The organism is Streptomyces sp. NPDC002206 (assembly GCF_053593595.1).
The window spans coordinates 197,084-221,215 of the sequence record NZ_JBSFCW010000012.1; the positions used below are offsets into that span (position 1 = coordinate 197,084).

Annotated in this window: 21 protein-coding genes; 7 read left to right on the forward strand and 14 right to left on the reverse strand. The window is 68.5% G+C overall.

Annotated features, from left to right (window positions below; genetic code table 11):
* Nucleotides 1–115: 115 nt before the first annotated feature.
* On the reverse strand, nucleotides 116–2,236 hold the full coding sequence (locus ACWCP8_RS23230; protein WP_352267510.1) for a DNA gyrase/topoisomerase IV subunit B: 2,121 nt from the start codon (nucleotides 2,234–2,236) through the stop codon (nucleotides 116–118).
* 439 nt (nucleotides 2,237–2,675) lie between these two features.
* On the opposite strand from ACWCP8_RS23230, the gene ACWCP8_RS23235 reads away from it, so the two are divergent.
* Nucleotides 2,676–2,909 (forward strand): DUF7455 domain-containing protein, encoded by a 234-nt coding sequence (locus tag ACWCP8_RS23235; RefSeq protein ID WP_030927184.1) that lies wholly within the window; start codon nucleotides 2,676–2,678, stop codon nucleotides 2,907–2,909.
* A 106-nt stretch (nucleotides 2,910–3,015) separates the two neighbouring features.
* On the opposite strand, the gene ACWCP8_RS23240 is transcribed toward ACWCP8_RS23235, so the two are convergent.
* From ACWCP8_RS23240 to ACWCP8_RS23255, 4 genes are all read right to left on the reverse strand, one after another.
* Nucleotides 3,016–3,846: a S1 family peptidase gene (locus tag ACWCP8_RS23240; RefSeq protein ID WP_352267509.1), complete on the reverse strand. Its 831-nt coding sequence runs from the start codon at nucleotides 3,844–3,846 to the stop codon at nucleotides 3,016–3,018.
* A 130-nt stretch (nucleotides 3,847–3,976) separates the two neighbouring features.
* On the reverse strand, nucleotides 3,977–5,527 hold the full coding sequence (locus ACWCP8_RS23245; protein WP_326606124.1) for an RNA polymerase sigma factor: 1,551 nt from the start codon (nucleotides 5,525–5,527) through the stop codon (nucleotides 3,977–3,979).
* A 323-nt stretch (nucleotides 5,528–5,850) separates the two neighbouring features.
* Nucleotides 5,851–6,717 (reverse strand): FadR/GntR family transcriptional regulator, encoded by an 867-nt coding sequence (locus tag ACWCP8_RS23250; RefSeq protein WP_352267595.1) that lies wholly within the window; start codon nucleotides 6,715–6,717, stop codon nucleotides 5,851–5,853.
* Between the two features lie 181 nt (nucleotides 6,718–6,898).
* A complete protein-coding gene (locus ACWCP8_RS23255) occupies nucleotides 6,899–7,606 on the reverse strand; it encodes a hypothetical protein (RefSeq protein WP_451117870.1) in 708 nt (235 codons plus the stop codon).
* 176 nt (nucleotides 7,607–7,782) lie between these two features.
* Here ACWCP8_RS23255 and ACWCP8_RS23260 point away from each other — a divergent pair, with 176 nt between their 5' ends.
* Nucleotides 7,783–8,499: a transposase gene (locus ACWCP8_RS23260; protein ID WP_451117872.1), complete on the forward strand. Its 717-nt coding sequence runs from the start codon at nucleotides 7,783–7,785 to the stop codon at nucleotides 8,497–8,499.
* An 88-nt stretch (nucleotides 8,500–8,587) separates the two neighbouring features.
* Here the strand turns inward: ACWCP8_RS23260 and ACWCP8_RS23265 are convergent, their stop codons facing one another.
* Together ACWCP8_RS23265 and ACWCP8_RS23270 are read right to left on the reverse strand one after the other, a co-directional pair.
* Entirely contained in the window at nucleotides 8,588–9,352 is a 765-nt protein-coding gene (locus ACWCP8_RS23265; RefSeq protein ID WP_352267507.1) for an NUDIX hydrolase, read from the reverse strand.
* A gap of 138 nt (nucleotides 9,353–9,490) precedes the next feature.
* On the reverse strand, nucleotides 9,491–10,798 hold the full coding sequence (locus ACWCP8_RS23270) for a DUF4192 domain-containing protein (protein WP_352267506.1): 1,308 nt from the start codon (nucleotides 10,796–10,798) through the stop codon (nucleotides 9,491–9,493).
* Between the two features lie 110 nt (nucleotides 10,799–10,908).
* On the opposite strand from ACWCP8_RS23270, the gene ACWCP8_RS23275 reads away from it, so the two are divergent.
* Nucleotides 10,909–13,080 carry a RecQ family ATP-dependent DNA helicase gene (locus ACWCP8_RS23275; protein WP_451117875.1) on the forward strand — a complete coding sequence of 724 codons (2,172 nt, stop codon included), beginning with the start codon at nucleotides 10,909–10,911 and terminating at the stop codon, nucleotides 13,078–13,080.
* 216 nt (nucleotides 13,081–13,296) lie between these two features.
* Nucleotides 13,297–13,920, forward strand: a complete 624-nt coding sequence (locus ACWCP8_RS23280; protein WP_352267503.1) for a hypothetical protein — start codon at nucleotides 13,297–13,299, stop codon at nucleotides 13,918–13,920.
* Between the two features lie 66 nt (nucleotides 13,921–13,986).
* Here ACWCP8_RS23280 and ACWCP8_RS23285 read toward each other — a convergent pair whose 3' ends face one another.
* From ACWCP8_RS23285 to ACWCP8_RS23295, 3 genes are all read right to left on the reverse strand, one after another.
* Nucleotides 13,987–14,607, reverse strand: a complete 621-nt coding sequence (locus ACWCP8_RS23285; RefSeq protein WP_451117877.1) for a hypothetical protein — start codon at nucleotides 14,605–14,607, stop codon at nucleotides 13,987–13,989.
* 60 nt (nucleotides 14,608–14,667) lie between these two features.
* Nucleotides 14,668–15,378, reverse strand: coding sequence for a ribonuclease HII (locus ACWCP8_RS23290; protein ID WP_352267500.1), 711 nt, complete (start codon nucleotides 15,376–15,378; stop codon nucleotides 14,668–14,670).
* Between the two features lie 117 nt (nucleotides 15,379–15,495).
* Nucleotides 15,496–16,122, reverse strand: coding sequence for a TetR/AcrR family transcriptional regulator (locus ACWCP8_RS23295; protein ID WP_352267499.1), 627 nt, complete (start codon nucleotides 16,120–16,122; stop codon nucleotides 15,496–15,498).
* A 232-nt stretch (nucleotides 16,123–16,354) separates the two neighbouring features.
* Between ACWCP8_RS23295 and ACWCP8_RS23300 the strand changes: the two genes are divergently transcribed.
* Complete coding sequence (locus ACWCP8_RS23300; RefSeq protein ID WP_352267498.1) at nucleotides 16,355–17,908, forward strand: MFS transporter; 1,554 nt, start codon at nucleotides 16,355–16,357, stop codon at nucleotides 17,906–17,908.
* A 127-nt stretch (nucleotides 17,909–18,035) separates the two neighbouring features.
* On the opposite strand, the gene ACWCP8_RS23305 is transcribed toward ACWCP8_RS23300, so the two are convergent.
* The 4 genes from ACWCP8_RS23305 to ACWCP8_RS23320 all read right to left on the reverse strand — a co-directional run bounded on the left by ACWCP8_RS23305 (nucleotide 18,036) and on the right by ACWCP8_RS23320 (nucleotide 22,296).
* Nucleotides 18,036–19,772, reverse strand: coding sequence for a DUF4153 domain-containing protein (locus ACWCP8_RS23305; RefSeq protein ID WP_451117880.1), 1,737 nt, complete (start codon nucleotides 19,770–19,772; stop codon nucleotides 18,036–18,038).
* 183 nt (nucleotides 19,773–19,955) lie between these two features.
* Complete coding sequence (locus ACWCP8_RS23310; RefSeq protein WP_451117882.1) at nucleotides 19,956–20,867, reverse strand: ADP-ribosylglycohydrolase family protein; 912 nt, start codon at nucleotides 20,865–20,867, stop codon at nucleotides 19,956–19,958.
* Between the two features lie 12 nt (nucleotides 20,868–20,879).
* Nucleotides 20,880–21,539: a histidine phosphatase family protein gene (locus ACWCP8_RS23315; protein WP_352267495.1), complete on the reverse strand. Its 660-nt coding sequence runs from the start codon at nucleotides 21,537–21,539 to the stop codon at nucleotides 20,880–20,882.
* A 151-nt stretch (nucleotides 21,540–21,690) separates the two neighbouring features.
* Nucleotides 21,691–22,296: a YdbC family protein gene (locus ACWCP8_RS23320; protein WP_451117884.1), complete on the reverse strand. Its 606-nt coding sequence runs from the start codon at nucleotides 22,294–22,296 to the stop codon at nucleotides 21,691–21,693.
* Nucleotides 22,297–22,376: 80 nt separating this feature from the next.
* Between ACWCP8_RS23320 and ACWCP8_RS23325 the strand changes: the two genes are divergently transcribed.
* Together ACWCP8_RS23325 and ACWCP8_RS23330 are read left to right on the forward strand one after the other, a co-directional pair.
* Nucleotides 22,377–23,357: a DUF1152 domain-containing protein gene (locus ACWCP8_RS23325; RefSeq protein ID WP_451117886.1), complete on the forward strand. Its 981-nt coding sequence runs from the start codon at nucleotides 22,377–22,379 to the stop codon at nucleotides 23,355–23,357.
* Nucleotides 23,358–23,485: 128 nt separating this feature from the next.
* Nucleotides 23,486–24,022 (forward strand): TerD family protein, encoded by a 537-nt coding sequence (locus tag ACWCP8_RS23330; protein WP_352267491.1) that lies wholly within the window; start codon nucleotides 23,486–23,488, stop codon nucleotides 24,020–24,022.
* The last annotated feature ends 110 nt before the right edge of the window (nucleotides 24,023–24,132 follow it).

Genomic DNA, 24,132 nt, shown 5'->3' on the forward strand with positions numbered 1-24,132 from the left:
GGGAAGGGTCATCGCCTTCGACGCTACGGAAAGGCCCAGGTCAGGGGATCGGCTCAGGGGTTGATCGTGGGTGGAGCCGTAGTCTCCACCCACGGGTGGAGACTACGGCTGCCGGTCACGCGTCGATGCGGGAGCGGTCCAGCGTGGCTGCCGAGCTGGAGATGAACTCCTTGCGGGGCGCGACCTCGTTGCCCATCAGCAGATCGAAGACCTGCTCGGACGATTCCAGGTCGCCGATGTTGATCCGCCGCAGCGTGCGGTGACGCGGATCCATCGTGGTCTCCGCCAGCTGATCGGCGTCCATCTCGCCAAGACCCTTGTACCGCTGGATCGAGTCCTTGTAGCGCACATTCTTCCGCTGCAGCTCCAGGAGCTTCTCCCGCAGCTCACGGTCCGAGTACGTGTAGATGTACTTGTCCTGGCCCTTCTTCGGCTGACTGAGCTCGATCCGGTGCAGCGGCGGCACCGCCGCGAAGACCCGGCCCGCCTCGACCATGGGCCGCATGTAGCGCTGGAAGAGAGTGAGCAGCAGAATGCGGATGTGCGCGCCGTCGACATCGGCGTCGACGAGCAGGATGATCTTCCCGTAGCGAGCCGCGTCGATGTCGAAGGTCCGGCCGGACCCCGCTCCTATGACCTGGATGATCGCGCCGCACTCGGCGTTCTTGAGCATGTCCGTGACGGACGCCTTCTGAACGTTGAGAATCTTGCCGCGGATCGGCAGCAGCGCCTGGAACTCGGAGTTCCGGGCGAGCTTGGCGGTACCCAGCGCCGAGTCCCCCTCGACGATGAACAGCTCACTGCGCTCCACGTCGTCACTGCGGCAGTCGGCGAGCTTGGCCGGCAGCGAGGAGGACTCCAGGGCCGTCTTCCGGCGCTGCGCGTCCTTGTGCTGACGGGCCGCGATGCGGGTCCGCGCGGCGGCCACCGCCTTGTCCAGGACCGCCCTGGCCTGCGCCTTGGCATCACGCTTGGTGGAGGTCAGGAACGCCTTGAGTTCCTTGGCCACGACATTGGCGACGATCCGGTTGGCCGCCGAGGTGCCGAGCACCTCCTTGGTCTGGCCCTCGAACTGCGGTTCCGCCAGCCGCACGGTGACGACCGCGGTGAGGCCCTCCAGGGCGTCGTCCTTGACGATGTCGTCCTCGGCGACACGCAGCAGCTTCGCGGAGCGGAGCACCTCGTTGACCGTCTTGGTCACGGAGCGTTCGAAGCCGGTCACATGGGTGCCGCCCTTGGGGGTGGCGATGATGTTGACGAACGACTTCAGGTTGGTGTCGTACCCGGTGCCCCAGCGCATGGCGATGTCGACGACGAGCTCACGGGTGACCTCGGTCGCCGTCATGTGCCCGCGCTCGTCCAGGACCGGCACGGTCTCCTTGAAGGTGCCCTGCCCGGTCAGCCGCAGAACGTCGCAGACGGCCTTGTCCTGCGCGAGGTACTCGCAGAATTCGCTGATCCCGCCGTCGAAGCGGAACGTCTCCTCGGTCTTGCCCTCACCGTCGAGACCGCGCTCGTCGCGCACGACGATCGTGAGGCCGGGGACGAGGAAGGCCGTCTGCCGCGCCCGCTGGTGGAGCGTCTCCAGGTTGAGCTTGGCGTCCTTGAGGAAGATCTGCCGGTCCGCCCAGTAGCGCACCCTGGTGCCGGTGCGCGTCTTCGGCACCCGCTTCCCCTTGCGGAGGCCGCTGGCCGGGTCGAACGGGCTGTCCGGCCCCTGCTCGGTGAAGATGCCCGGAACGCCGCGCCGGAAGCTGATCGAGTGGGTCGCACTGTTGCGGTCGACCTCGACGTCGAGCCGGGCCGAGAGCGCGTTGACGACGGAAGCGCCGACGCCGTGCAGACCGCCCGACGCGGCGTACGAGCCGCCGCCGAACTTGCCGCCGGCGTGCAGCTTGGTCATCACGACTTCGATACCGGACAGGCCGGTCTTGGGCTCCACGTCGACCGGAATGCCGCGGCCGTTGTCCCGGACCTCGACGGAGTTGTCGTCGTGAAGGATGACCTCGATGTGATCGCAGTGGCCACCGAGAGCCTCATCGACCGAATTGTCGATGATCTCCCAGAGGCAGTGCATGAGGCCGCGGCTGTCAGTCGACCCGATGTACATCCCGGGGCGCTTGCGCACCGCTTCGAGCCCCTCGAGTACGAGAAGGTGCCGCGCGGTGTAGTTGGAGCCGTCTTGGTCTGCTCCGGTCAGCAGCGCAGTGGACGGCACGGACGTATCGGCGGTCACGCGGTTCGCTCCTCGCTGAATTTCACTTGGGGCCCGAGTGGGTATCGGGCTCGGCTTCGGTAGCCGCTGAGAGCGTACCGAGGCCTGGTAGAGCGGTTGTAACGCCACCCTCGGGGAATGCTCACAGTAGTCCAGCCTCGCATACGCGTTCGATCCCTCGTTGGAGTGACGCGCACATCACGTTCCCTTCGAGGCATGAACCATTTAGGCTCCGGGCACGTCCTCATGAACAAACCGGCAAGCCGGCCGGCCGGACGGACCGACCAAGACAAGCAACGCGAAACCGTAGCGCTACGCAATACGGCACATTCGCCGCCAACCGGCAACAGACAGCCATTTTGAGAAGAACTTTCGAAGAAAAGCCACGAGCGGGAACGTTTTCGGCCTGGTTGGATGTTGACGCTGGTACGACAGCTCGTCGAGCTAGAGAAGAGGCGACGTGACTACTGTTCTGACCCCCGCGAGCCCGCTGACCGCAGCAGACCGCTGCGACCGTTGCGGCGCCCAGGCATATCTGCGCGTCGTCCTTATCAGCGGCGGTGAACTGCTCTTCTGCGCCCACCATGGTCGCAAGTTCGAGCCGGAACTCAAGAAGATCGCCGCGGAAATACAGGATGAGACGGACCGGCTGACGGCCGTGCAGGCCAATGCCGCCGAAGAGGAACAACACTGACACCTCGCATCCACGACGAGCCAGGGTCCGGTTCCTTACCGGCCGACGGGCGGCTCCCCCCGCGAGGGGGGAGTCGCCCGTTCTCATGGCCACGGAGCGGCGCCGGTCAGCTACTGCCCGCCATCCACCCGATGGCGGCGGAGATCCGCGTATAGACACCGGGAGTGCCGGGGAGCCCGCATCCGTTCCCCCAGGAGACCAGTCCGACGAGTCGCCCGCGGGCGACCAGCGGCCCTCCGCTGTCTCCCTGGCATGCGTCGTGCCCGCCCAGCGTTTCGCCCGCACAGAGCATCGCCGAGGCCTTGTACTTCCCCGCCCTGCCCCCCGGGTAGGCCCGTTCGCACGTGGTGTCCGGAAGGATGCTCACCTGGGCGGAGCGGAGCGACGACGCAAAGTCACCGCGCCCTGTCGTGTCTCCCCATCCATAGACCACGGCGCCGGGAGCCGGCTCATAGGCCTGGTCGCCGGCCTGGGCCATCGAGATCACGCGCTGCCCAGGAAGCGCGTCGGCCAGGGTGAGCACCGCCAGGTCACCGATATTGGTCGTGGGGTCGTATCCCGGGTTGATCCATGTCCCCTTCACCGCGATCTCATGGCCTCCGGTCCCGTTCAGCTCGTCCCGCCCGGCGATGATCCGCAGATCGCTCGCCTGGCTCATGTCGGTGCCGAGCTCCTGCTGGTTCAGGCAGTGCGCGGCAGTCAGCGCCTTCGTCGGAGCCACCATCACGGCGCCGCAGAACTGGCCCGCGCGGGTAGTTCCGAAATGGCTACGGCTGGACAGCGCGACGACCCAGGGACTGCCCTTGACGTGCGCGGGCTGCCCACCGATGACAATGCTGTCCGCAGCCGCCGGAACCGGGGAGCCGAGCGCTATCGCGGCCGCGGCGGCAGTCAGGGCAAGTGCCCCGGTCATGGCGCAGGCGACGGTGCGGAACATGCGTACTCCTGACTCTGTGATGGATCATGCCCACTCAGAGTCATTCAGCACGTCGGCGACCGCACCTGCACATAGGCCGAAGGCCCGGTTCCCATCGGAACCGGGCCTTCGGCCTGCGTACTCCTGCAACCTAGTCGAGGTAGTCGCGCAGCACCTGCGAACGCGACGGGTGGCGCAGCTTCGACATGGTCTTCGACTCGATCTGGCGGATGCGCTCACGCGTCACGCCGTAGACCTTGCCGATCTCGTCGAGGGTCTTCGGCTGACCATCGGTGAGACCGAAGCGCATCGAGACCACGCCCGCCTCACGCTCGGAGAGCGTGTCGAGCACCGAGTGCAGCTGCTCCTGGAGGAGCGTGAAGCTGACCGCGTCGGCCGGGACGACCGCCTCGGAGTCCTCGATCAGGTCACCGAACTCGCTGTCCCCGTCCTCACCCAGCGGGGTGTGGAGGGAGATCGGCTCACGACCGTACTTCTGGACCTCGATGACCTTCTCGGGGGTCATGTCGAGTTCCTTGGCCAGCTCCTCCGGGGTGGGCTCGCGGCCCAGGTCCTGGAGCATCTGGCGCTGCACGCGCGCGAGCTTGTTGATGACCTCGACCATGTGCACCGGGATACGAATGGTGCGGGCCTGGTCGGCCATGGCGCGGGTGATCGCCTGACGAATCCACCAGGTGGCGTACGTGGAGAACTTGTAGCCCTTGGTGTAGTCGAACTTCTCGACCGCGCGGATCAGACCGAGGTTGCCCTCCTGGATCAGGTCCAGGAAGAGCATGCCGCGGCCGGTGTAGCGCTTGGCCAGCGAGACCACGAGACGGAGGTTGGCCTCCAGCAGGTGGTTCTTGGCGCGACGGCCGTCCTCGGCGATGATCTCCAGCTCGCGCTTGAGCTTCGGTGCGAGCTTGTCGGAGTTCGCCAGCTTGTCCTCGGCGAACAGACCCGCCTCGATGCGCTTGGCGAGCTCGACCTCCTGCTCGGCGTTGAGGAGGGGAACCTTGCCGATCTGCTTCAGGTAGTCCTTTACAGGGTCGGCCGTGGCACCGGCGACGGCGACCTGCTGCGCAGGCGCGTCGTCCTCGTCGTCGTCGGAGAGGACGAAGCCCTTGGTCTCGCCCTCGCCCTCCTCTTCGTCGCCCTTGCCTACCTGTACTTCCTCGGTCGCCTCGTCGCCGTCGAGCAGCTCGTCGGCGTCCTTCTTGCCGGACTTCTTCGTTGCTGTCTTCTTGGCCGCCGTCTTCTTCACGGCGGTCTTCTTGGCAGCCGTCTTCTTGGCTGCCGCCTTCTTCGCAGGGCTGGCCGCGGCGGCGTCGTCGGCCACCACGTCCACGGTCTCGGCCGACGGGGCGGCGGTGGCCGCGACGGTCCTCGTCACGGTCGTCTTGGCCGCGACAGTCTTGGTGGCGGTGCGCTTGACCGGGCTCTTCGCTGCGACGCTCTTGCGGGCGCGTTTCGGCGACTCCGCGGCACTGACCATCAGCGTCACACCCTCTTCCTCGAGGATCTGGTTGAGGCTGCGCAGAACATTCTTCCACTGGGTTGGCGGAATCTGGTCAGCCTCGAAGGCCCGACGCACGTCATCGCCGGCGATCTGCCCATCAGCCTTTCCCCGCTCGATGAGCGCCATCACAGACTCTGACTCGGCGATCTCCGGCGGGAGCGTACGGGATGTGCTGGCCGACACGAACAACCTCTCGGAACGATGGAAACGGCTTCCGGCCCGGCCCTGGAGAGGGCTGGAACCGACGACCGCCGGGCTGGGAATATACCGACGGCGCGGGCTTGGCCTCAGAACTGCACAGCGCGCCCAATGGCTGCTGTATTCCTTCCGCGACGGTCACCTCTTAAGTCATCGCACTGTCTCGAGGAGTGTTACGCCCAATCCGCGTGGCCCGAGTCACACCTCATTTGCGACGAACATGACCAGGAACGACATCTCTCCACAATTGTGCCGCCGGACCGCGAGGGTCCGGCGACACGTGGTCCGTAACCCTGGCCGCGTTGCGCTCAGTGCTCGCGCGGCGCCGGCACCACTCGCTCCACCTCCGGGTGGGCGACAAGAAGTTGGCGCATGGCCGCCTCGGCACCCGTCGCGTCGCCGGTGGCGAGGGCCTCGACGATCCGGGCGTGGTGGCCGAGGGACGCCTCGCCGGGACGGTCGCAGCCCGCGATCGGACCCCCCGAGACCTGCAGGGCGGCGGAAACGATGCCGGAGAGGTGTTCAAGCATGCGATTGCCGGCGGCCTGGATGAGCAGGGAGTGGAACTCGGCATCGGCCCGGGAGCACGTGATCCCGTCACCCTGGGCGACCGCGTGTCCCATGATCTCGACCATGTCACCGAGGCGCTGCTGGATGTCCTCGCGACCGTGACCGGCGGCCAGGCGAGCGGCGAGCGGCTCGATCGTCCATCGGAGCTCATCCAGCTCACGACGCTGGTCGTCGCGCTGCGGACCGAAGGCTCGCCACTCGATGATGTCGGGGTCCAGAAGATTCCAGTCACTGACCGGGCGGACCCGGGTACCCACATTCGGCCGGGCACTGACCAGACCTTTGGCCTCAAGAACGCGCAGTGACTCGCGTACGACAGTGCGGGAGACCTCGAAACGCTGGCCGATCTCCTCCGGCACGAGCGGGCGGTCGGCGCCCAGATCACCGGAGACGATCATCTGACCCAGCTGCTGAACGAGTTGGCCGTGGAGGCCGCGGCCGCGGCTCGCCGAGCCCCGTCGGCCCACCCGGCCCAGCTCGGCGTCGGCGCCGTCCCAGGAACGAACGGCTGCATGCTCGCCGGCCGGCGCCTCCGTATAGGGGTAGCGATCGAGATCACCCGAGCCGGCGAGGCCGGAGTCGACGGAGCGGGCGGCGGTCATCATGGTGTGCGCAAGGGTACTCACGCATCCTTTGTCGGCGCGGCCCAGCCGCCCCTTGAGGTCTTTGGTGAAAAGCACACGAAAGGGTGATCGGCGCCAGCCCCCCAATTGACGCCTTATCTGTACAAAACGGGCACTTCTCTAGGAAATTCGCGCCCCTCGGCAGTCCGGCCACGCTCCGCGATCACCAACGAACCCTGCCGCGAAGGCTGGTGAACAAATACGCGCAGATCAGGACCGAGAGCAACAACGACAGCGCCACCCCCACAGGGTGCGCCACCATGCGCACGACAGCCACCATCCATCGGTCCACCACGTGCGGCCACTGCACCCAGGCCAGTTCGCGGAGCCTGGCCGGAAGTCCGAGCATCGAATGTGCGGTCGACCCCGTCGGCACCTTCTCCATGAGCGGAACGACGAGCACGGGAACAGCGAGTACCGCGGCAATTCCGGCGGCCGTCACCCTGAAGATTCCGGCGGCCAGCAGACCGGCCCAGGCGCAGCCCACGTTCAGGCCCGCCCAACTCGCCGCAAGATACGTCGCATTCGACGGGACCCGGATCCAGTCGCCTCCGTACAAGAGATGGAGGGCTTCCTCGGATGCGAGAACGGTCATCAGCGCGAGCAACACCGCGACGCCCGCCGAAACGAGCAGCTTGGCCAGCAGCAGGCCGATGCGGCGGGGAACGGCGCCTCGACCCGCCGCGAGCGCGGGGTAGCGGAACTCGTCACCGAACGAGAGCGCTCCGAGCAGCCCGGCGCCGAATGCGACGGGCGGCAGCGGCAGCGGCAGCATCGACGGCCAGGCGGCGAGCACATCGGGGAGCCGGGCATGGCCGCCGCAGGCGAGCAGGACCGAGAGCCCGACCGAGACGACCAGAACGGCAGCCATGATCACCGCCGTTGTTCTGACACCGAAGAGTCGGCGCAGTTCATAGCGCAGCGGTTGGAGCGGGCCACGGGCCGGACGCCGTCGGACCGGCGGCGGCAGTTCCGACGCGGATGCGGCGGATGCGGGTGACGCGGGCCCCGGCCCGGCCTCCGGATCGGTGGCCGGCGACTCCGGACATGCTCGAAGCCCTCACCCGCGGCGAAGCCGACCCCCAGGTCCTCGCGGACCTGGCCAAACGCAAGCTCCGCAGCAAGATCCCCGAGCTCACCGAGGCCCTGACCGGACGCTTCCGCGAACACCACGCGTTCCTGACCCGCCTGCATCTGGACCACTACGACCAGCTCACCACCATGATCGACCAGCTCACCGGGCGCATCGAAGAGGCGATGGCGCCCTTTCGTGGCGCCCTCGACCTGCTCGACACCATCCCCGGCATCAACCAGGCAACCGCGGAAGTGATCATCGCGGAGACCGGCGGGGACATGACCCGCTTCGCCTCCGCCAAACACCTCGCCTCCTGGGCCGGGGTCTGCCCCGGCCACCACGAGTCCGCCGGCCGCACCAAGAACACCAAGGTCCGGCCCGGCAACCCCTATCTCAAAGGGGCACTCGGCCTCGCGGCATTCGGCGCGGTGAGAACCAAGGACACCTATCCGCAGGCCCGTTACAAGCGGCTGACCGCCCGCCGCGGCCCGCTCAGGGCACTGGTCGCCGTCGAGCACTCAATCATCACCGCGATCTGGCACATGCTCACCGACAACGTCGCCTACCAGGAACTCGGCGGCACCTACTTCACCAGGCGCGACCCCGAACGCGCCACCCGCCGGGCCATCAACCAGCTCAACCAACTCGGCTACACCGTCACCCTCAACCCGAGGGAGAACGCCGCCTGACCGACAAACCCAGACACCCGGCGGCCCTCCGCGACCACCGGGCACCCAGCCCTGCCCACACCCACCCTGACCAGGCCATATTTACGCGTCAGACTTCGGGCCTCAGCATCGGCGGATTGAGCACCGTGGCCGCACCGGCCCGGAAAAGCTGGGCCGGACGCCCGCCCTGGCGGGTGGTGGTTCCACCGGCGGGCACCAGGAATCCGGGCGTGCCCGTCACCTTGCGGTGGAAGTTCCGCGGGTCGAGGACCACGCCCCACACCGCCTCGTACACCCGACGGAGCTCGCCGACCGTAAACGCCGGCGGGCAGAAAGCGGTGGCCAACGAGGAGTACTCGATCTTGGAACGAGCCCGCTCGACACCGTCGGCGAGGATCTGAGCATGGTCGAAGGCCAGCGGGGCCTGCTGCTCACCCTCGCGACCGTAGCCGCCCTCCGGTCCGAGCAAGTCGTCGACGGGCGCCCACCGTGCACTGTTCGCATCACCGCCCGCCCGGGGGGCGGGCAGGTCGGGTGCCAGTGCGAGGTGGGCGACGCTGACGACCCGCATCCGCGGGTCCCGCTTGGGGTCGCCGTAGGTGGCGAGCTGTTCGAGATGGGCACCGTTGCCGACGGCCGGGGCTGCCGGATCGTGGGCGCACAGCCCGGTTTCCTCGGCCAGCTCGCGTGCCGCCGCGGCCCCGAGATCCTCATCGGCCTTGACGAAGCCACCGGGCAGCGCCCACCGGCCCTGGAACGGCGGCTCACCACGGCGAACCACCAACGCGCACAACGCATGGCGGCGCACGGTGAGCACAACGAGGTCGACGGTGACAGCGAAGGGCGGGAAGGTCGACGGGTCGTAGGGCGGCATGCCGTGATCATAGTCGTCTGCCTGACGATAAACACTCCCTTCGTCATGCTCTTCATCCGTCCCGGACCAAGTGCCCCTCCTTGCCCGCTCCCTCCACTCGCGTTGCTCCTGACGTCAGGCCCCACACCGCGCGCCCGGTCACGGCTGCCGCCCGCTCTTGGTCCCGCCCCGGCCATCCGCCCGCGACTCCCGGGCACGCCGTCGGGCAACCGCCGTTCCGGGGCGGACGGAGCCGGGCTGCACCCTCTTACGCCTCACGGCCGGCGGGCTTACCGCGCGGGGCACTGCACTCCGCTCCGTACGGTGACGGCTTCGGCCCGTCCGGTTACTGCGCTCCCCGCGCAGACAACGACGCAGGGTCTCCGGGTCGAGTCCTTGGTTGCACGCCTGGTGGAGAAGTTGAGCAAAGGTGTACTCGGGGTCCGCCCGCAGAGCCAGGCTCAGAGCGACCCGTGCACCCGGTTCGTCGCCGGTGGACCAGGAGACCCAGCCCGCCAGGGTGAGCGGCGCCGCGGCATGCTCCCCGTACGGTCCGACGCAGCGACGCGAGAGCGCCCGCCACAACCGCAACGCGGATTCCGCTTCCGGCCCCTCCATCCATTCGGCGGCCTTGTCCCGGGTCTCCCGGTCCTGCAGGCCGAGGATCACCGCGGCAGCCTCGTCATGGCTGATCAGGGAGTCGTCCTGAATGTCCGCATCGGAGGGCGCCGTCGTCGGCGCCTCCAGGAGGCGTTTCATCAGCGCACGGGCGAGCACCAGCGTCTCGCGGGCCACCTCCTTGCGTCCCAGCTCGTCGAGGATCCTCGGCACCAGTGCGGCGCCCGCCGAGTCCAGAGCCTGTGGCTGATCCGCCACGGACGGGGTCTTCAGGGGCATGAGCCTGGCTTCCATCTCCCTCAGAGATCCCCGCACTTGAATGCCCGCATAGGTGGCGGCGGCCGCCATCACCGAGGTGCCGGGGAGGGAGAGCGAGTTCCCCTCGGCCGGACAGCAGCGCGGGTCGGGGCAGCAGTAGGACCAGTACCGGCCGCCGGAGATGCAGAGCGCTTCGAGTACGGGTACGTCGAGAGCTCCACACGCCGTGCGCAGACGTTGGGCCAGCGGCCGCAGCCGCTCCATCACCTGGCCCGGGGCCTCCCCGTCGGCAGGATCCTGACAGAGAAAGATGACGATCGCCTCGGGACGCTCCCCGCGCCGCTCGCTGCCCTTGACCAGACACTCGGCGAGCTGCTCAGCGGTGGATGGCCATTCTTGCGGTGACTGCGGAATTCCGAGCCTGAGCCGCCCGCCGAAGCGGCCGCGGCCGCCGTGCAGGGCGACCATGACCACGCTGTCGTTCGGATAGAACCCCATGAGATACGGGAGGGCATCGGCGAGTTCGGCGGGCCCGCGCAGAGTGATCTGCTGCTCGTCGGCCGGCCCGGTGGATTCGTGGTGCTTGTTCATGGCACGACCGTCCCGCGAGCGGCAGAATTCCGCGACCCCCTGTGGATAAGTTATCCACAGGTCCGCGGGGTCGTTCGCGGTTTGTCACACCCATCGGGTTGCATGGGGGCATGACCAACGCAGACCGCGCAGAGCTCAGGGCTTCGGCCGATTCCGTACTGGCCCGACTCGTCGGGGACGCCACCGACACTGCCCGGCTGCGCGAGGACCAGTGGCGGGCCATCGAAGCGCTGGTCGCGGACAGACGCAGAGCGCTGGTCGTCCAGCGGACCGGTTGGGGCAAGTCCGCCGTGTATTTCGTCGCGACCTCGCTGCTGCGGGCGCAGGGCAGCGGCCCGACGGTGATCGTCTCGCCGTTGCTCGCACTGATGCGCAACCAGGTAGCGGCCGCGGCCCGGGCCGGGATCACCGCCCGCACGATCAACTCGTCCAATACCGAGGAGTGGGACACCGTCCAGGCCGAGGTGGCAGCAGGGGAAGTGGACGTGCTGCTCGTCAGCCCCGAGCGGCTCAACAACCCCGACTTCCGGGACCAGGTCCTGCCCCGGCTGGCTGCCGCAACAGGACTGCTCGTGGTCGACGAGGCGCACTGCATCTCCGACTGGGGCCACGACTTCCGGCCTGATTACCGCCGGCTGCGGACCATGCTCGCCGATCTACCGGCGGGCGTACCCGTGCTCGCGACGACCGCCACTGCGAACGCGCGGGTGACCGCGGATGTCGCCGAGCAACTCGGTACGGGCGCGGGCACGGACGCGCTGGTGCTGCGTGGGCCTCTCGACCGCGAGAGTCTCAGCCTCGGCGTGCTCCAACTGCCGAACGCCGCACACCGGCTGGCCTGGCTGGGTGATCATCTCAAGGAGCTCCCGGGCTCCGGAATCATCTACACGCTCACCGTCGCGGCCGCCGAGGAGATCACGGCGTATCTGCGCCAGTGCGGGCACACCGTCGCCTCCTACACCGGTCGCACCGAGAACGCAGACCGGCAGCAGGCGGAGGACGATCTCCTGGCCAACCGGGTCAAGGCCCTGGTCGCAACGTCCGCGCTCGGTATGGGATTCGACAAACCCGACCTCGGCTTCGTCGTGCACCTCGGCTCCCCCTCCTCCCCCATCGCCTACTACCAGCAGGTGGGTCGCGCGGGCCGAGGCGTCGAGCATGCCGAGGTGCTACTGCTCCCGGGCAGGGAGGACGAGGCGATCTGGCAGTACTTTGCATCGGTTGCCTTCCCCCCGGAGGAGCAGGTCCGGCGGACGATCGATGCGCTCGCCCAGGCCGGCCGGCCGCTCTCGCTGCCTGCTCTGGAGCCGCTGGTCGAGCTGCGGCGCACCCGCCTGGAGACCATGCTCAAGGTCCTCGATGTCGACGGTGCGGTCAAGCGGGTGAAGGGCGGCTGGATCGCCACGGGAGAGCCCTGGGTCTACGACTCCGAGCGCTATGCCTGGGTGGCACGCCAACGGTCCGCCGAGCAGCAGGCGATGCGCGACTACGCAACGACGACCGGCTGCCGGATGGAGTTCCTCCGTCGCCAGTTGGACGACGAGGAAGCGGCGGCGTGCGGACGCTGTGACAACTGCGCAGGCGCGCGCTTCGACGACCAGGTGTCGACGGCGGCTCTGGACACCGCCCGGGGCGAGCTCGGCAGGCCGGGCGTGGAGGTGGAGCCCCGCAAGATGTGGCCGACCGGTCTCGCCGCGGTGGGCGTCGACCTCAAGGGCCGTATCCCGACGGGCGAACTGTCCTTCTCGGGGCGCGCCCTCGGCCGGCTCTCCGACATCGGCTGGGGCAACCGGCTGCGTCCGATGCTGGCGGCGCAGACGCAGGACGCCCCGGTACCCGACGATGTGGCGAACGCGGTGGTGACAGTGCTGGTCGACTGGGCCAAGGGACCGGGTGGCTGGGCATCCGGCAACGCCGATACCGCACCCCGGCCCGTCGGCGTCGTCACGGTCGCCTCGCACAGCAGACCGCAGCTCATCCAGTCGCTCGGCAGCCGTATCGCCGAGGTCGGCCGGATGCCACTGCTCGGCAGCGTCACCTACGCGCCAGGAGCGGCCGAGGTGCGGATCTCCCGGACCAACAGCGCGCAGCGGGTGCGGGCTCTGCACGAGGCGCTCGTCGTGGAGCCGGAGCTGGCCGAGGCGTTGGCGTCGGCGGGGGGCCCCGTGCTGCTCGTGGACGATCTCTCGGACACGGGCTGGACGCTTGCCGTGGCATCCCGGCTGCTGCGCCGGGCCGGGGCGGAGGGAGTGTTTCCGCTGGTCCTCGCTGTTCAGGCGTGACACAGGGAGTCATCCGTCCACGATCTGGGCAGGGATATCCGTGTCATTCCGGCCGATTCCCGTCAGCCTCGCCAATTGCTCGTTGCCGCCTGCCGATACGCCAGGGAGAATTGAACCGCTCCCCGCACGGCCCTTTCGCGGCCCGGAAGGGCTGTGCCGCGGTGCACCCCCACCCGACCCTGCCCGCACCGTGGGCGCGTATGCGAAGGGAGGACCGTGACCTTCGGATTCGCTCCGTCCGCAGCCACTTCGGTGTCCGCCGACTCCGCCAACCGCCTTGCCAGAATGCTCGAACCGGCCGAGTGGGCCGCTGCAGGCATACCGTTGCTGCGTAGCCCGCGCGAGGTCGTCAGCGGACTGCACGCCCGGCACCGGCCGACTCCGGCAACTGCCGTCGTCGCCGTGCTCGACCACGAGGAACGCCTCACGGCCAGCGCATCGTTCGCCCGGCGCTCCGTGGCCGCGGACGGCTGGGAGTTCCGTAACGCGCTGCTGGCGCATCTGCGCCGGGTCATCCCGCACGATCTGCGACGCCGCACGCCCGTGCGGACTGCGGTACTGCTCTACTGCCGCGAGGGGGACGAGCGGTGGACGGAGGAGGACGGGGCGTGGATGTGGGGTCTGCGGGACGCCTGCACGTTGCACGGCCTTCGGTGCGGCGCGTACATCACGCTGACCCATGGCGGGTGGCAGGTGCTGGGCGAAGGCCGCGGCGGCCGTCGGCCCAACTCCACGTCAGCGCCTTCGTCTCTCGCCGACACCATGGGCGAGCACGACCCGTTCCCGCTTCGCACCGGCGGCGGGGCGACGGAGGCACTGCGCCGTACCGCGGCCCGCTGACACGAGCCGTCGGCCCGGCCGCCCCGTCGGGCAGCCGGGTCACCACGGTCGTACGTGCCGTACGGCTCAGACGTCGACGCCGAGCACGGTGTTGATCTGCTGCGGGTCACCGCAGACGATCAACAGCGCCCCGGCGCGCTTCTGCGCGAGGAGCAGCGCACGGGCGGCGGCGTCATCGGCCGCTCCGTTGACCGCGACGATCACCACGGGACGAGACTGCACCCGGTCCGCGCCCGCGGCACCGGCGAAGAACACATCGTCACCGGCCTCGTGCTGGGCCCAGTAGGCGGCCGCTCCGAAGGACAGCTCGTGCGCGGCCCACGGGTGATGTTCACCGGTGGTGAGCACCAGGATGTCGCCCGGTGCGCGTCCGGAGTCGAGCAGCAGATCGACTGCCTCGTCGGCAGCGTCGAGCGCGCCGCCGGCTGGGGCCGGGATCAGCTGGATCTGCGGCACGGAACGACTCTCCGAGCGGGCCGCCTGAGACTGACCGGCGGTGGGGTGCGGGCGCTGCGCCGGGGGCGCGGGCCTCGAGGGACCGGGACCCGGACGACCGGGGCGCGGCATGGCCGCGGAACGCGGACCGGGTACGGGACGGGGGGTCGGCGCGGTTCGGCCTGCGGCCGGAGTGACGCGGGGACCCTGGGCGCTCTCGTGAATCTGAGGCTCCTCGGGGATGAGAGGCATGGGTGGTTGTCTATCAAACGCCGACGCAATGAGCATCAGCGGGTGGGCACAAATGCGCGATCAGAAGTCGAAGCCGAGCTGGCCCCCGCTTTCCAGTGCAGCCGCCTCGGCGGAGAAGCGGACCTTCTTCAGGTGCTGCCACTTGGGCAGCGCGTCGAGGTAGGACCACGAGAGGCGGTGGTGGGGCGTGGGCCCCAGCGCCTCCAGAGCGGCCCTGTGCACGGGAGACGGGTAGCCGGCGTTGGCACCGAAGGCGAAGGCGGCGTACTCCCCCGATTCCCCACCCAGTTCGGCCATCATCGCGTCCCTGTGAACCTTCGCGATCACCGAGGCGGCCGCGACCGCGACACAGGACTGGTCGCCCTTGATGACGGTTCGGACCGTCCAGGGCGCGCCCAGGTAGTCGTGCTTGCCGTCGAGTATCACCGCGTCGGGGCGCACCGGCAGCGCTTCGAGGGCGCGGACAGCGGCGAGGCGCAGGGCCGCGGTCATCCCGAGGTCGTCGATCTCCTGCGGCGAGGCGTCTCCGAGACCGTAGGCGGTGACCCAGCCCTCGAGCAGCGGCGCCAGCTCGGCGCGGCGCTTGGGGCTGATCAGCTTGGAGTCGGTGAGTCCGGCAGGAGGCTTGCGAAGGCCGGTGACGGCCGCACACACGGTGACCGGTCCCGCCCACGCTCCGCGTCCGACCTCGTCGACACCGGCGACGGTCTTGGCACCAGTGGTAGCGCGCAGTGAGCGCTCGACGGTGTGCGTGGGTGGTTCGTACGGCATGGCGCCAGCCAGCGTACGCCGACGAGAACGCCGAGAACACCCCGGGGCGCCGGACCGTTGTGCCGTTCCGCGCCGCCCCCACCGGGATCCTCACGGCCCGGCCGCCGGCCGTCGCGTTCAGTTGCCGGAGGAGCGGAACAACGGCACCACGACCTGATCGATCATTTCGGCGAGCTCCCCGTCCGTCCATTCGCTGCCGCACACCTTGCTGCGGTACATCATCATCGCGGGGATCACTTCGAAGGACAGCTCACTCGTGGCATCGGAGCGGACGTCGCCACGCGCGATCCCTCGGCCGACCACCTCCCGGAAGAGCTCGGTCGACGGCTGGATCACCCCTTTGAGGATCACCGACTGGAACCGCTCGGCCGAACTTGCGTCGCACTCGTGAAGTACGGAACGCAGCGCGCATCCGGGCTTGGAAAGCATGGCGTCGCGCAGCCGCCGGCAGAGCTGGTAGAGATCTTCGCGAACGCTGCCGAAGTCGGGCGCCTCACCGAGCGCCGGCAGTGCCGTCTGCAGCGCGTCGGCCACCAGGTCCTCCTTCGAGGGCCAACGCCGGTAGACCGCCGCCTTCCCTGTCTGGGCCCCGGCGGCGACACCCTCCATCGTCAGCCCGTTCCAGCCCACCGTGCTCAGCTGTTCCAGCGCGGCATCGAGGATCGCGCGTTCCAGTACGGGCCCGCGGCGACGCGGTGACGCCATCGGCGGCCGAGCGGCGGCCGCCGAGCGCGAGGTAACCATCAGCTTTTCTCCATCGAAACAGGTCGGACGGTGAGGCGGAATCCGGACGTGGAGGCGGACCGAGACACATCGGAACCGATCGCCATCGGACCGAGCAGGCGGACCGAGCAATTCCGCCGGCATCCCGGCAACAGCAGGTTCAGTGAACGCTTGCGTTCACTGACGGGGACTCACTACCGTTGACGAGACAGTGAACGCTTCCGTTCACTAATTCACTTGTGGGGGATCCATAGTGACAACCTCTCAGTTGGAAGCACAGAGTCCGCCGGGCGCGGCCCGACGGCAGGGGCGACGGGGGATCGCCCTCACGGTCATCGCCGCATGTCAGTTGATGGTTGTGCTCGATGCCACGATCGTCAACATCGCGCTTCCGCACATCCAGGACGCGCTCAGCTTCTCCACCACCGATCTGTCCTGGGTCCTCAGCGCCTACACGCTCACTTTCGGTGGACTGCTGCTTCTCGGTGGCAGGGCCGGTGACATCCTCGGCCGCCGCCGGGTCTTCATAGCCGGAATCCTGGTCTTCACCCTTGCTTCCCTGCTGGGCGGACTGGCCCAGGAGCCCTGGCAATTGCTCGCGGCCCGGGCCCTCCAGGGCGTCGGCGGAGCCATCGCCTCACCGACATCACTCGCCCTGATCACCACCACGTTTCCCGAAGGCCCCGAGCGCAACCGCGCGTTCGGAGTCTTTGCCGCGGTTTCGGCGGGCGGCGGCGCGATCGGCCTGCTGGCCGGCGGAATGCTCACCGAATGGCTCGACTGGCGTTGGGTCTTCTTCGTCAACGTACCGATCGGTGTGCTGATCGCGGTCCTGGCACCCATGTACATCAGCGAGTCCGAGAGGCACCCCGGCCGCTTCGACGTCTCGGGCGCCCTGACCTCGACCCTCGGCATGGCCTCGCTGGTGTACGGATTCATCCGGGCATCCGAGGAGGGCTGGCGGGACTCCTTGACCGTGGGGTCCTTCGGCGCCGCGGTGGTACTCCTCGCCGCATTCGTACTCATCGAGATGCGGGCGAAGGAACCGATCACCCCACTGCGGATGTTCGCCGACCGCAACCGGTCGGGGACGTACCTCATCATGCTCAGCCTGGCCGCCGCCATGGTCGGCATGTTCTTCTTCATCGTCCTGTTCGTGCAGAACGTGCTGAGTTACAGCCCCATCGAGTCGGGCCTGGCCTTCCTGCCCGTGACAGTCGCCATCATCACGGGCGCAGGCCTGTCGCAACGGCTGCTGCCGGTGCTCGGCCCCAAGCCGTTCATGATCACCGGTTCGACACTCACCGGAATCGGCCTCTTCTGGCAGACATTCATCTCGTCCGACAGCTCCTATGCGAGCGGGGTGCTGGGGCCGATGCTCCTGTTCGGCTTCGGTATGGGCCTCAATTTCGTCACGCTGACCCTGACCGCTGTCTCCGGGGTCGCGCAGCACGAGGCCGGTGCGGCGTCCGGACTGCTCAATGCCAGCCAGCAGGTGGGTGGTTCGCTGGGGCTGTCCATCCTGGTGACGGTCTTCGGCACGGCGAGCCGCAACGAGGCGGAGAAGCAACTTCCGTCGTTCATGGCGCAGGCGACGCCGGAGCAGAAGGCAAAATTCGCCGAGACGCACGAGTTGCCCGCGCCTTGGGGACACGAGGTGCTCACGCAGGGCATTTCGACGGCGTTCACGGCAGCGGTGGCGATGGCCGCACTCGCCCTGCTGACAGCGGTGTTGGTGATCCGGGTACGCAAGAGCGATCTGGATGCGTTGAGCGGCAAGGCGTCCGCGGGTGGCCCCGGAGCCTAGCGTCGCACGCCGGCGCAGGTGCAGGCCCTCCACGGGGACGCGGCCTGCACCTGCCCGGATCGCCGGGTACGGCTCAGCGATCCGGATCAGTACGGGTCGTAGGGGACGTCATCAGCCGGGGACGTCATCAGTACGGGTCGTACGTATCGTCTTCGTAACCGCCCCGGTCACCGCCGCCCTCACCGCTTCCAAACCCCGCGCAGTCCGTCACAGGAGGGTTCGTGCTCCGGTTCTCCAGAATGTCGCGTGCCCGCGCCTCACCCCAGCTGGTGGCGTACCAAGGAGCGTCGGACATGCGCAGCGTGCGCTGGATCTCGCCGAGGGCACAGGACCGTAGCGGTTCGGGCAGTGTGTCGAGGGCCGGTACGGCGTCGGCCGAGAGGCCACGGAGGTAGTCGATGTCGATCGCGTGATTATTGCGGTAGCGCTGAACGTTCTGTTCCGCGATCAGCCCGTCGGGCGAGACCAGACCGAACACGAGCACACCGACGGCCGCGCTCGCCGCCACGGCTCGCGGCAGCAGCCGGGCGCCGAACACACCCGCCGCCATGATCAGGATCAGCACCACGCCCAGCCACAGCTCCACCGCGGCCACGGATATGCGCAGCCGGGTCAGACCGTACGCATCGACGTACAGCTCCATGCGCCGCAGCGCGGAGGCCACCACCACAAGGGTGAGCACGCACAGCGTGCCGAGGACGATCCGCACGAGAGTCCGGTCGCGCGCTTCACCACGAGGGGCCCAGCGCAGAGCGAGCGCGATCACGAGGAGGGTGAGCAGCGTTGCCCACAACAACTGCCAGAAGCCCTGGCGGGCGTAGGCGGAGTAGCTGAGATCGGTCTCGGCCATCACCTTGTCGTATCCGCCGAGCAACACGGTGAGCTGGATGGCGATGAAGACGGCGAAGAGCAGATTCAGCACGATGAGCGGAAGCGCCCATTCCAGCCGACCGCGGGCCTTGCCTGCCCGCACGGTGATGCGGTCCCAGCGGATGGGGGCAGCGGCGGTATAGGCGGCAGTGAGCGCACCGACCAGACCGACCACGAAGAGGAAGAACCTCCAGGGGCTGTCGCCCAACGACACATCCGGGATCAAATTGCCGAGCACATCGGCGAACGCGGCATCCGCGCTTGCGAACAGTGCTCCGAAGACGATGAGCAGGACAACGGCCACCGCGGTGGACCGGAAGGCGACACCCCATCGACCGCGAGAACCTGCCATCCGGTCGCGAATGCCCAGCCCGCCCCATCTCACTCCCTCGACGGCGGAGGAGAACAGGCCCACCGAACCGAGGAACACCCCGAGCCAGCTGCGGCTGCCGTGCAGGGTCAGCGAGCCCAGTGCGACGGCTGACACCACAGCGAGGAAGGTGGGCCAGCCCGCGTCCCGGAGCGCCGGGACGATGAGCAGTGACAGACCGCCCAGCGCCCAGGCAGCGGACCAGGGGCGAAGCCGACGACCCGCGGCCTCTGCGGCGAAGAAGGCCGCGAGCGCGGCGGGAACCGCGACAATCAGCAGGTTCAGGCCAAGACCGTCCCCCAGCAACAGGCCACTGAGGAGCGCGGTGGCCACGACCGACCAGAGTGTGGCGTTGCGGATGGCGACCGGCGGGGCCGGGCGCAGCCGCGCAACCGTGCCGGCCTGCTGCTGGCGGCTCTGCCAGGGGTTGGGTGGCGGATGCGGTTGCCATCCTTGCTGCGCGTACGCCGGGCCCTTCGGCGGCTCAGGGACGGCGTCGCCGGAATCGGGCACGCTCGGCGCTGCGGAGCTACCGGGCGACTCGGACGCCACCGACGGCTCCCGCGGGCGGGACGCCTCGGGCGCCTCCGGCTTCCGGGATGACTCCGACGTGTGATCGGACATGGGACCCCCTCCCACCGAGTTCCGCTCGCTCAGCTGCTGAGCAGCGCGAGCACCTCGGTTCTCATTCGGCGCACGACCGTCACGATGATCATTGACGGCGGCGTGGCCGAAAGGGTAGCCCTCCGGTACCGCTCTCAGACGTGTGCAGCAGGGATGTGGCAGTACCGTGACAGTCGAGACGTGTCAGCTACGACCCGGCCGGGGAAGCCAGCCCGGCAGCTCTTCCGTCTGTGCCGACCAGGCGGCCGGCGGAGCTCCCGCCTTGCTTGCCGCGATGACCCCGCCGACGATTGCGCAGGTCGTGTCGACATCGCCACCGGCCTGAGCGGTCACCCAGAAGGCCTGCTCGAAGTCGCCGAGGCTCCGTGCCGCCGACCAGAGAGCGAACGGCACTGTGTCATGTGCACTTGTACGACGGCCGTTGCCGAGGACCGCCGCGACTGTGCTGGCATCGCTGTAGTCGAGCATGTCGCGCGCCCGGCGCAGCCCGGCGCCGACCGCACTGCGCGGCACGAGGGCGATGACCCCGTCGAGGAGATCGGTCGGCGTCGGCAGCCCGCCGGGCGCGGCGGCGAGCGCGGCGGCTGCCGCGACAGCCATCGCTCCCACGACGGCCTCGCGGTGCTGATGCGTGGTGTACGAGGAGATCTCGGCCTGGTGCGTGGCCTGCTCGGGGTCGTCCGCGTACCAGGCGCCGAGGGGTGCGATACGCATGGCCGAACCATTACCCCAGGAGCCCTGGCCCTGGAATAGCGCGGACGCCAGCTCGCGCCAGTCGCCGCCCTCCCGGACCAGGCGCAGCAGCCGGTTCACAGCAGGGCCGTATCCCCGGTCGAAGTCGTGGTGGTCGGCGAACGAGTGGGCCAGCGCGTCCTGGTCGATGCGGTTGTGCCCGGCGAGCACGGCCAGGACGGAGCAGGCCATCTCCGTGTCATCGGTCCATTGCCAGGGGCCGAGCGGCAATGCGCACTGCTTCAGCAGCGGATAGTTGGCGGGCACAAAGAACTGGGAGCCCAGAGCGTCCCCCACGGACAGCCCCCGCAGGCTGGCCAGGGCGCGTTCGAAGCGTTGGGCGGAAGCGGAGTCAACGGTCATCGCCTCTCCACTCTATCCGGTGATGCCGTACGGCTCAGGGGTGCGCCACCGCTCGAACGGCCGGTCAAGCGTGTACCGCCCGTCCTCGCCGAGCATCAGCATTCGTGTCTCTCCGTTGCAGGGGTTGGACAGTGACTCGAATTCGGCCACCGACCAGTGGAACCACCGCATGCAGAACAACCGCATCGTCAGTCCATGAGTGACCAGCAGAACGTTGGGCGGATGGTCGGGGTCCTCGAAGCTCCGGTGCAGGCTCTCCAGAAATGCCCCGACCCGGTCGTACACATCGGCGCCGGACTCCCCCTGCGCGAAGCGGTAGAAGAAATGTCCGTACGCGTCCCGGTAGGCCTTCTGCAGTCTCACGTCGTCCCGGTCCTGCCAGTTCCCCCAGTCCTGTTCGCGCAGCCGCGGCTCCTCGCGCACCCGCACCCGCTCCAGGTCGAGCCCGAGGGATCTGAAGGTCTCGTGCGTGCGGCGGTAGGGCGAGACGTACACACTGACCCGCTCCCCGCCGAAGAGGTCGCGCAGCCGTGCCCCCGTCTCCCTGGCCTGCCGCAATCCCGTCGCGGTGAGCCTCAATGCATGGTCGGGCTCACGTTCGTACACCGTGTCATCGGCATTGCCCTCGGACTCGCCGTGCCGGACGAGGACAATGCGTTGCGGTCGTGCCATGTAAAGACCCTAGATCGAGTCCGGTCCATTCGAGCAGTTGTCCGGAATCCATCCGACGCATGTTGCCGGCGAAGCAGGGCCCCAGGACATCCGGCACGCCCCTGCCCGCCTGGGCCCCGCCGGTCAGGGGCCGGCCCGAGGTACCCGCGGATTACACCGTCCAGGACGGATCGAGCTGCACGACGTCCCCCGCCAGCGCCGCCATATCGTCCTCGGTCCCTGCCCGCTGCGAGAGCCTTTCGACGCTCCCCGGCCGGTACTTGCCGCGCTCGGCGCTCGACTGCCACATCGACAGCACCAGGAACTCGTGCCCCGGCGCTTCGCCGAACACCCCGCGCAGCATGCCGGGAGAGCCGGCCATCGCTGGATTCCACACCCTCTCCTGCATCAGGGCGAAGTGTGCGACCCGGTCCTCGTGCACCCTGCTGTGCGCCACTCTGACCACATCCGCATCGGTGAAGCGCGGCTCGAAGCCGGTCTTCACATCGAAGCGGTAGTCGAACAGTTTGACCTGGATGTCGCTGTACGTTCCGGACTGTGCGGCAGCCAGCCGGTCGTGCGCACGCGCCATGAACGAGTCGTAGAAGACCCGGTTCTCCCAGAACGCGAACACATGGGCAACCTCCGGTCGCCCCCGGCTCCAGCCACCCCCCTGTCCCCTGAACCCCGGCTCACCGAGCAGCTCCGCCCACTTTCGCTGCCCCCGCTCGAAACCACGACGGTCCATCACGGTGCAGCGAATCCACTTGACCAGCACCGCGCCATCGTACGGCGGCGGACGTGGCGCGGGTCACGCCCTGCCGGAGTACGTCCGAACCAGGCGCTGCGAATCGCAGAATGATCTCCATGACGACCCCGCCCGCCAACCCCGTGTTCGCCAACACCCTGTTCGCCCGCCTCGACTCCGCGGAACGCATCCTCGTCGCCGGGGCGGGCGGCGGGTTCGACATCTACGCGGGACTTCCGGTGGCACTCTCCCTGCTGCATCAGGGCAAGGACGTCCGGCTCGCCAATCTCTCGTTCAGCGCTCTTGAAGGGCTTCCCGTCGATGCCTGGCTCGCGCCCGATGTCGCGGTCATCACCCCCGAAACGTCCCTCCACCAGCCGTACTTCCCGGAACGCACCCTCGCCCAGTGGCTCGAACTGCACCACTACCCGAGCACCGTGCACGCCTTCGCCCGGGTGGGCGTGCAGCCGCTGCGGGCCGCCTACCGAGCGCTGATCGAGCGGTACGACATCGACGCGGTCGTCCTCGTCGACGGCGGTACGGACATCCTGATGCGTGGCGACGAATCCGGGCTCGGCACCCCGGAGGAGGACCTCGCCAGCGTCGCGGCGCTCGCCGGAATCGAGGTACCCGAGCGCCTCGTTGTCTCCATCGGCTTCGGAATCGACGCGTATCACGGGGTGAGCCACGGACTCGTCCTGGAGAACATCGCAGCCCTGGAGCGCGATGGCGCCTACCTGGGCGCCTTCTCCGTCTCCCGTACGACCCGCGAGGGCGCTCTCTTCGTCGACGCGGTCGCCCATGCCCAGAAGCACACCCCCGACCACCCGAGCATCGTCAACGGATCAATCGCCGCGGCGGTCCAGGGAGCCTTCGGGGACGTCCAGTTCACCTCGCGCACCCGGGGCAGCGAGCTGTTCATCAACCCGTTGATGACGCTCTGCTTCGCCTTCGAGCTGGAGGGGCTGGCCCGCAACTGTCTGTATCTCGACCGCATCGAGCACACCCACCTGATGCGTCAGGTCAGCAGCGCGATCGAGCTCTTCCGCGAGGAGATCAGGCAGCGTCCGCCGCGCCGTATCCCGCACTGAACCGCGCAGGAATCGATATTGGCCCGATTCCGCCGCCCGATACCAAGCCTGTTGGTTCCACGGACAGTTACGGACATGATCGGGTGGTACGACCGGTCCGACGGCCCAGCGGCAAGGAGGGAAGTCCGATGAGTACGCCCAACAAGGACCTCGCAAAGGTCGAAGTCAGGCTCAAATGGGACCCAAGTCCTCCGGGTGCCCCCGCCCACGACCTCGACATCATCGCCGCGACCTACCCGGCGGACGAGCCGTACGGCAGCCCCTCGTATCTCGTGCACTTCGACAGCCGTTCGCCGGACGGCACCATCATGCTGAACCGCGACAGCAGGACCGGCCAGGGGCTTGGCTTCGACGAGGTGATGACTCTGGAACTGAACCGGCTGTCGGCCGCGTACGCCCGGGTCGTCGTCGGGGTCGCCATTCAGCAGCGGGACGGCCGAAGGACCTTCGACGACATAGCGAGCACCGGCGTGCAGATTCGTGAGGGCTACACAAATCTGGCGGAGGACGACTTCTCCTCGGTCGGCGGCGCCACCGCGGCGACGGTCGCCGAGTTCGTCCGGGGCAGCTCGGGCGGCTGGGAGCTCCACGAGACGATCCGGGGCTTCGACGGCGACCCCGGTTCATTCGCCGCGACGATGGGGAGCCGCACGCCCGGAACGTGACGCCTCGGCCGGCAACCTTCCGTTCTAGTGGTCGTCACAACACCCCAGCTCAAGGGGTGCGATGACGTTCGAGATCCGGAAGGATCGGAAGCCACAAGGACGCCGGATCC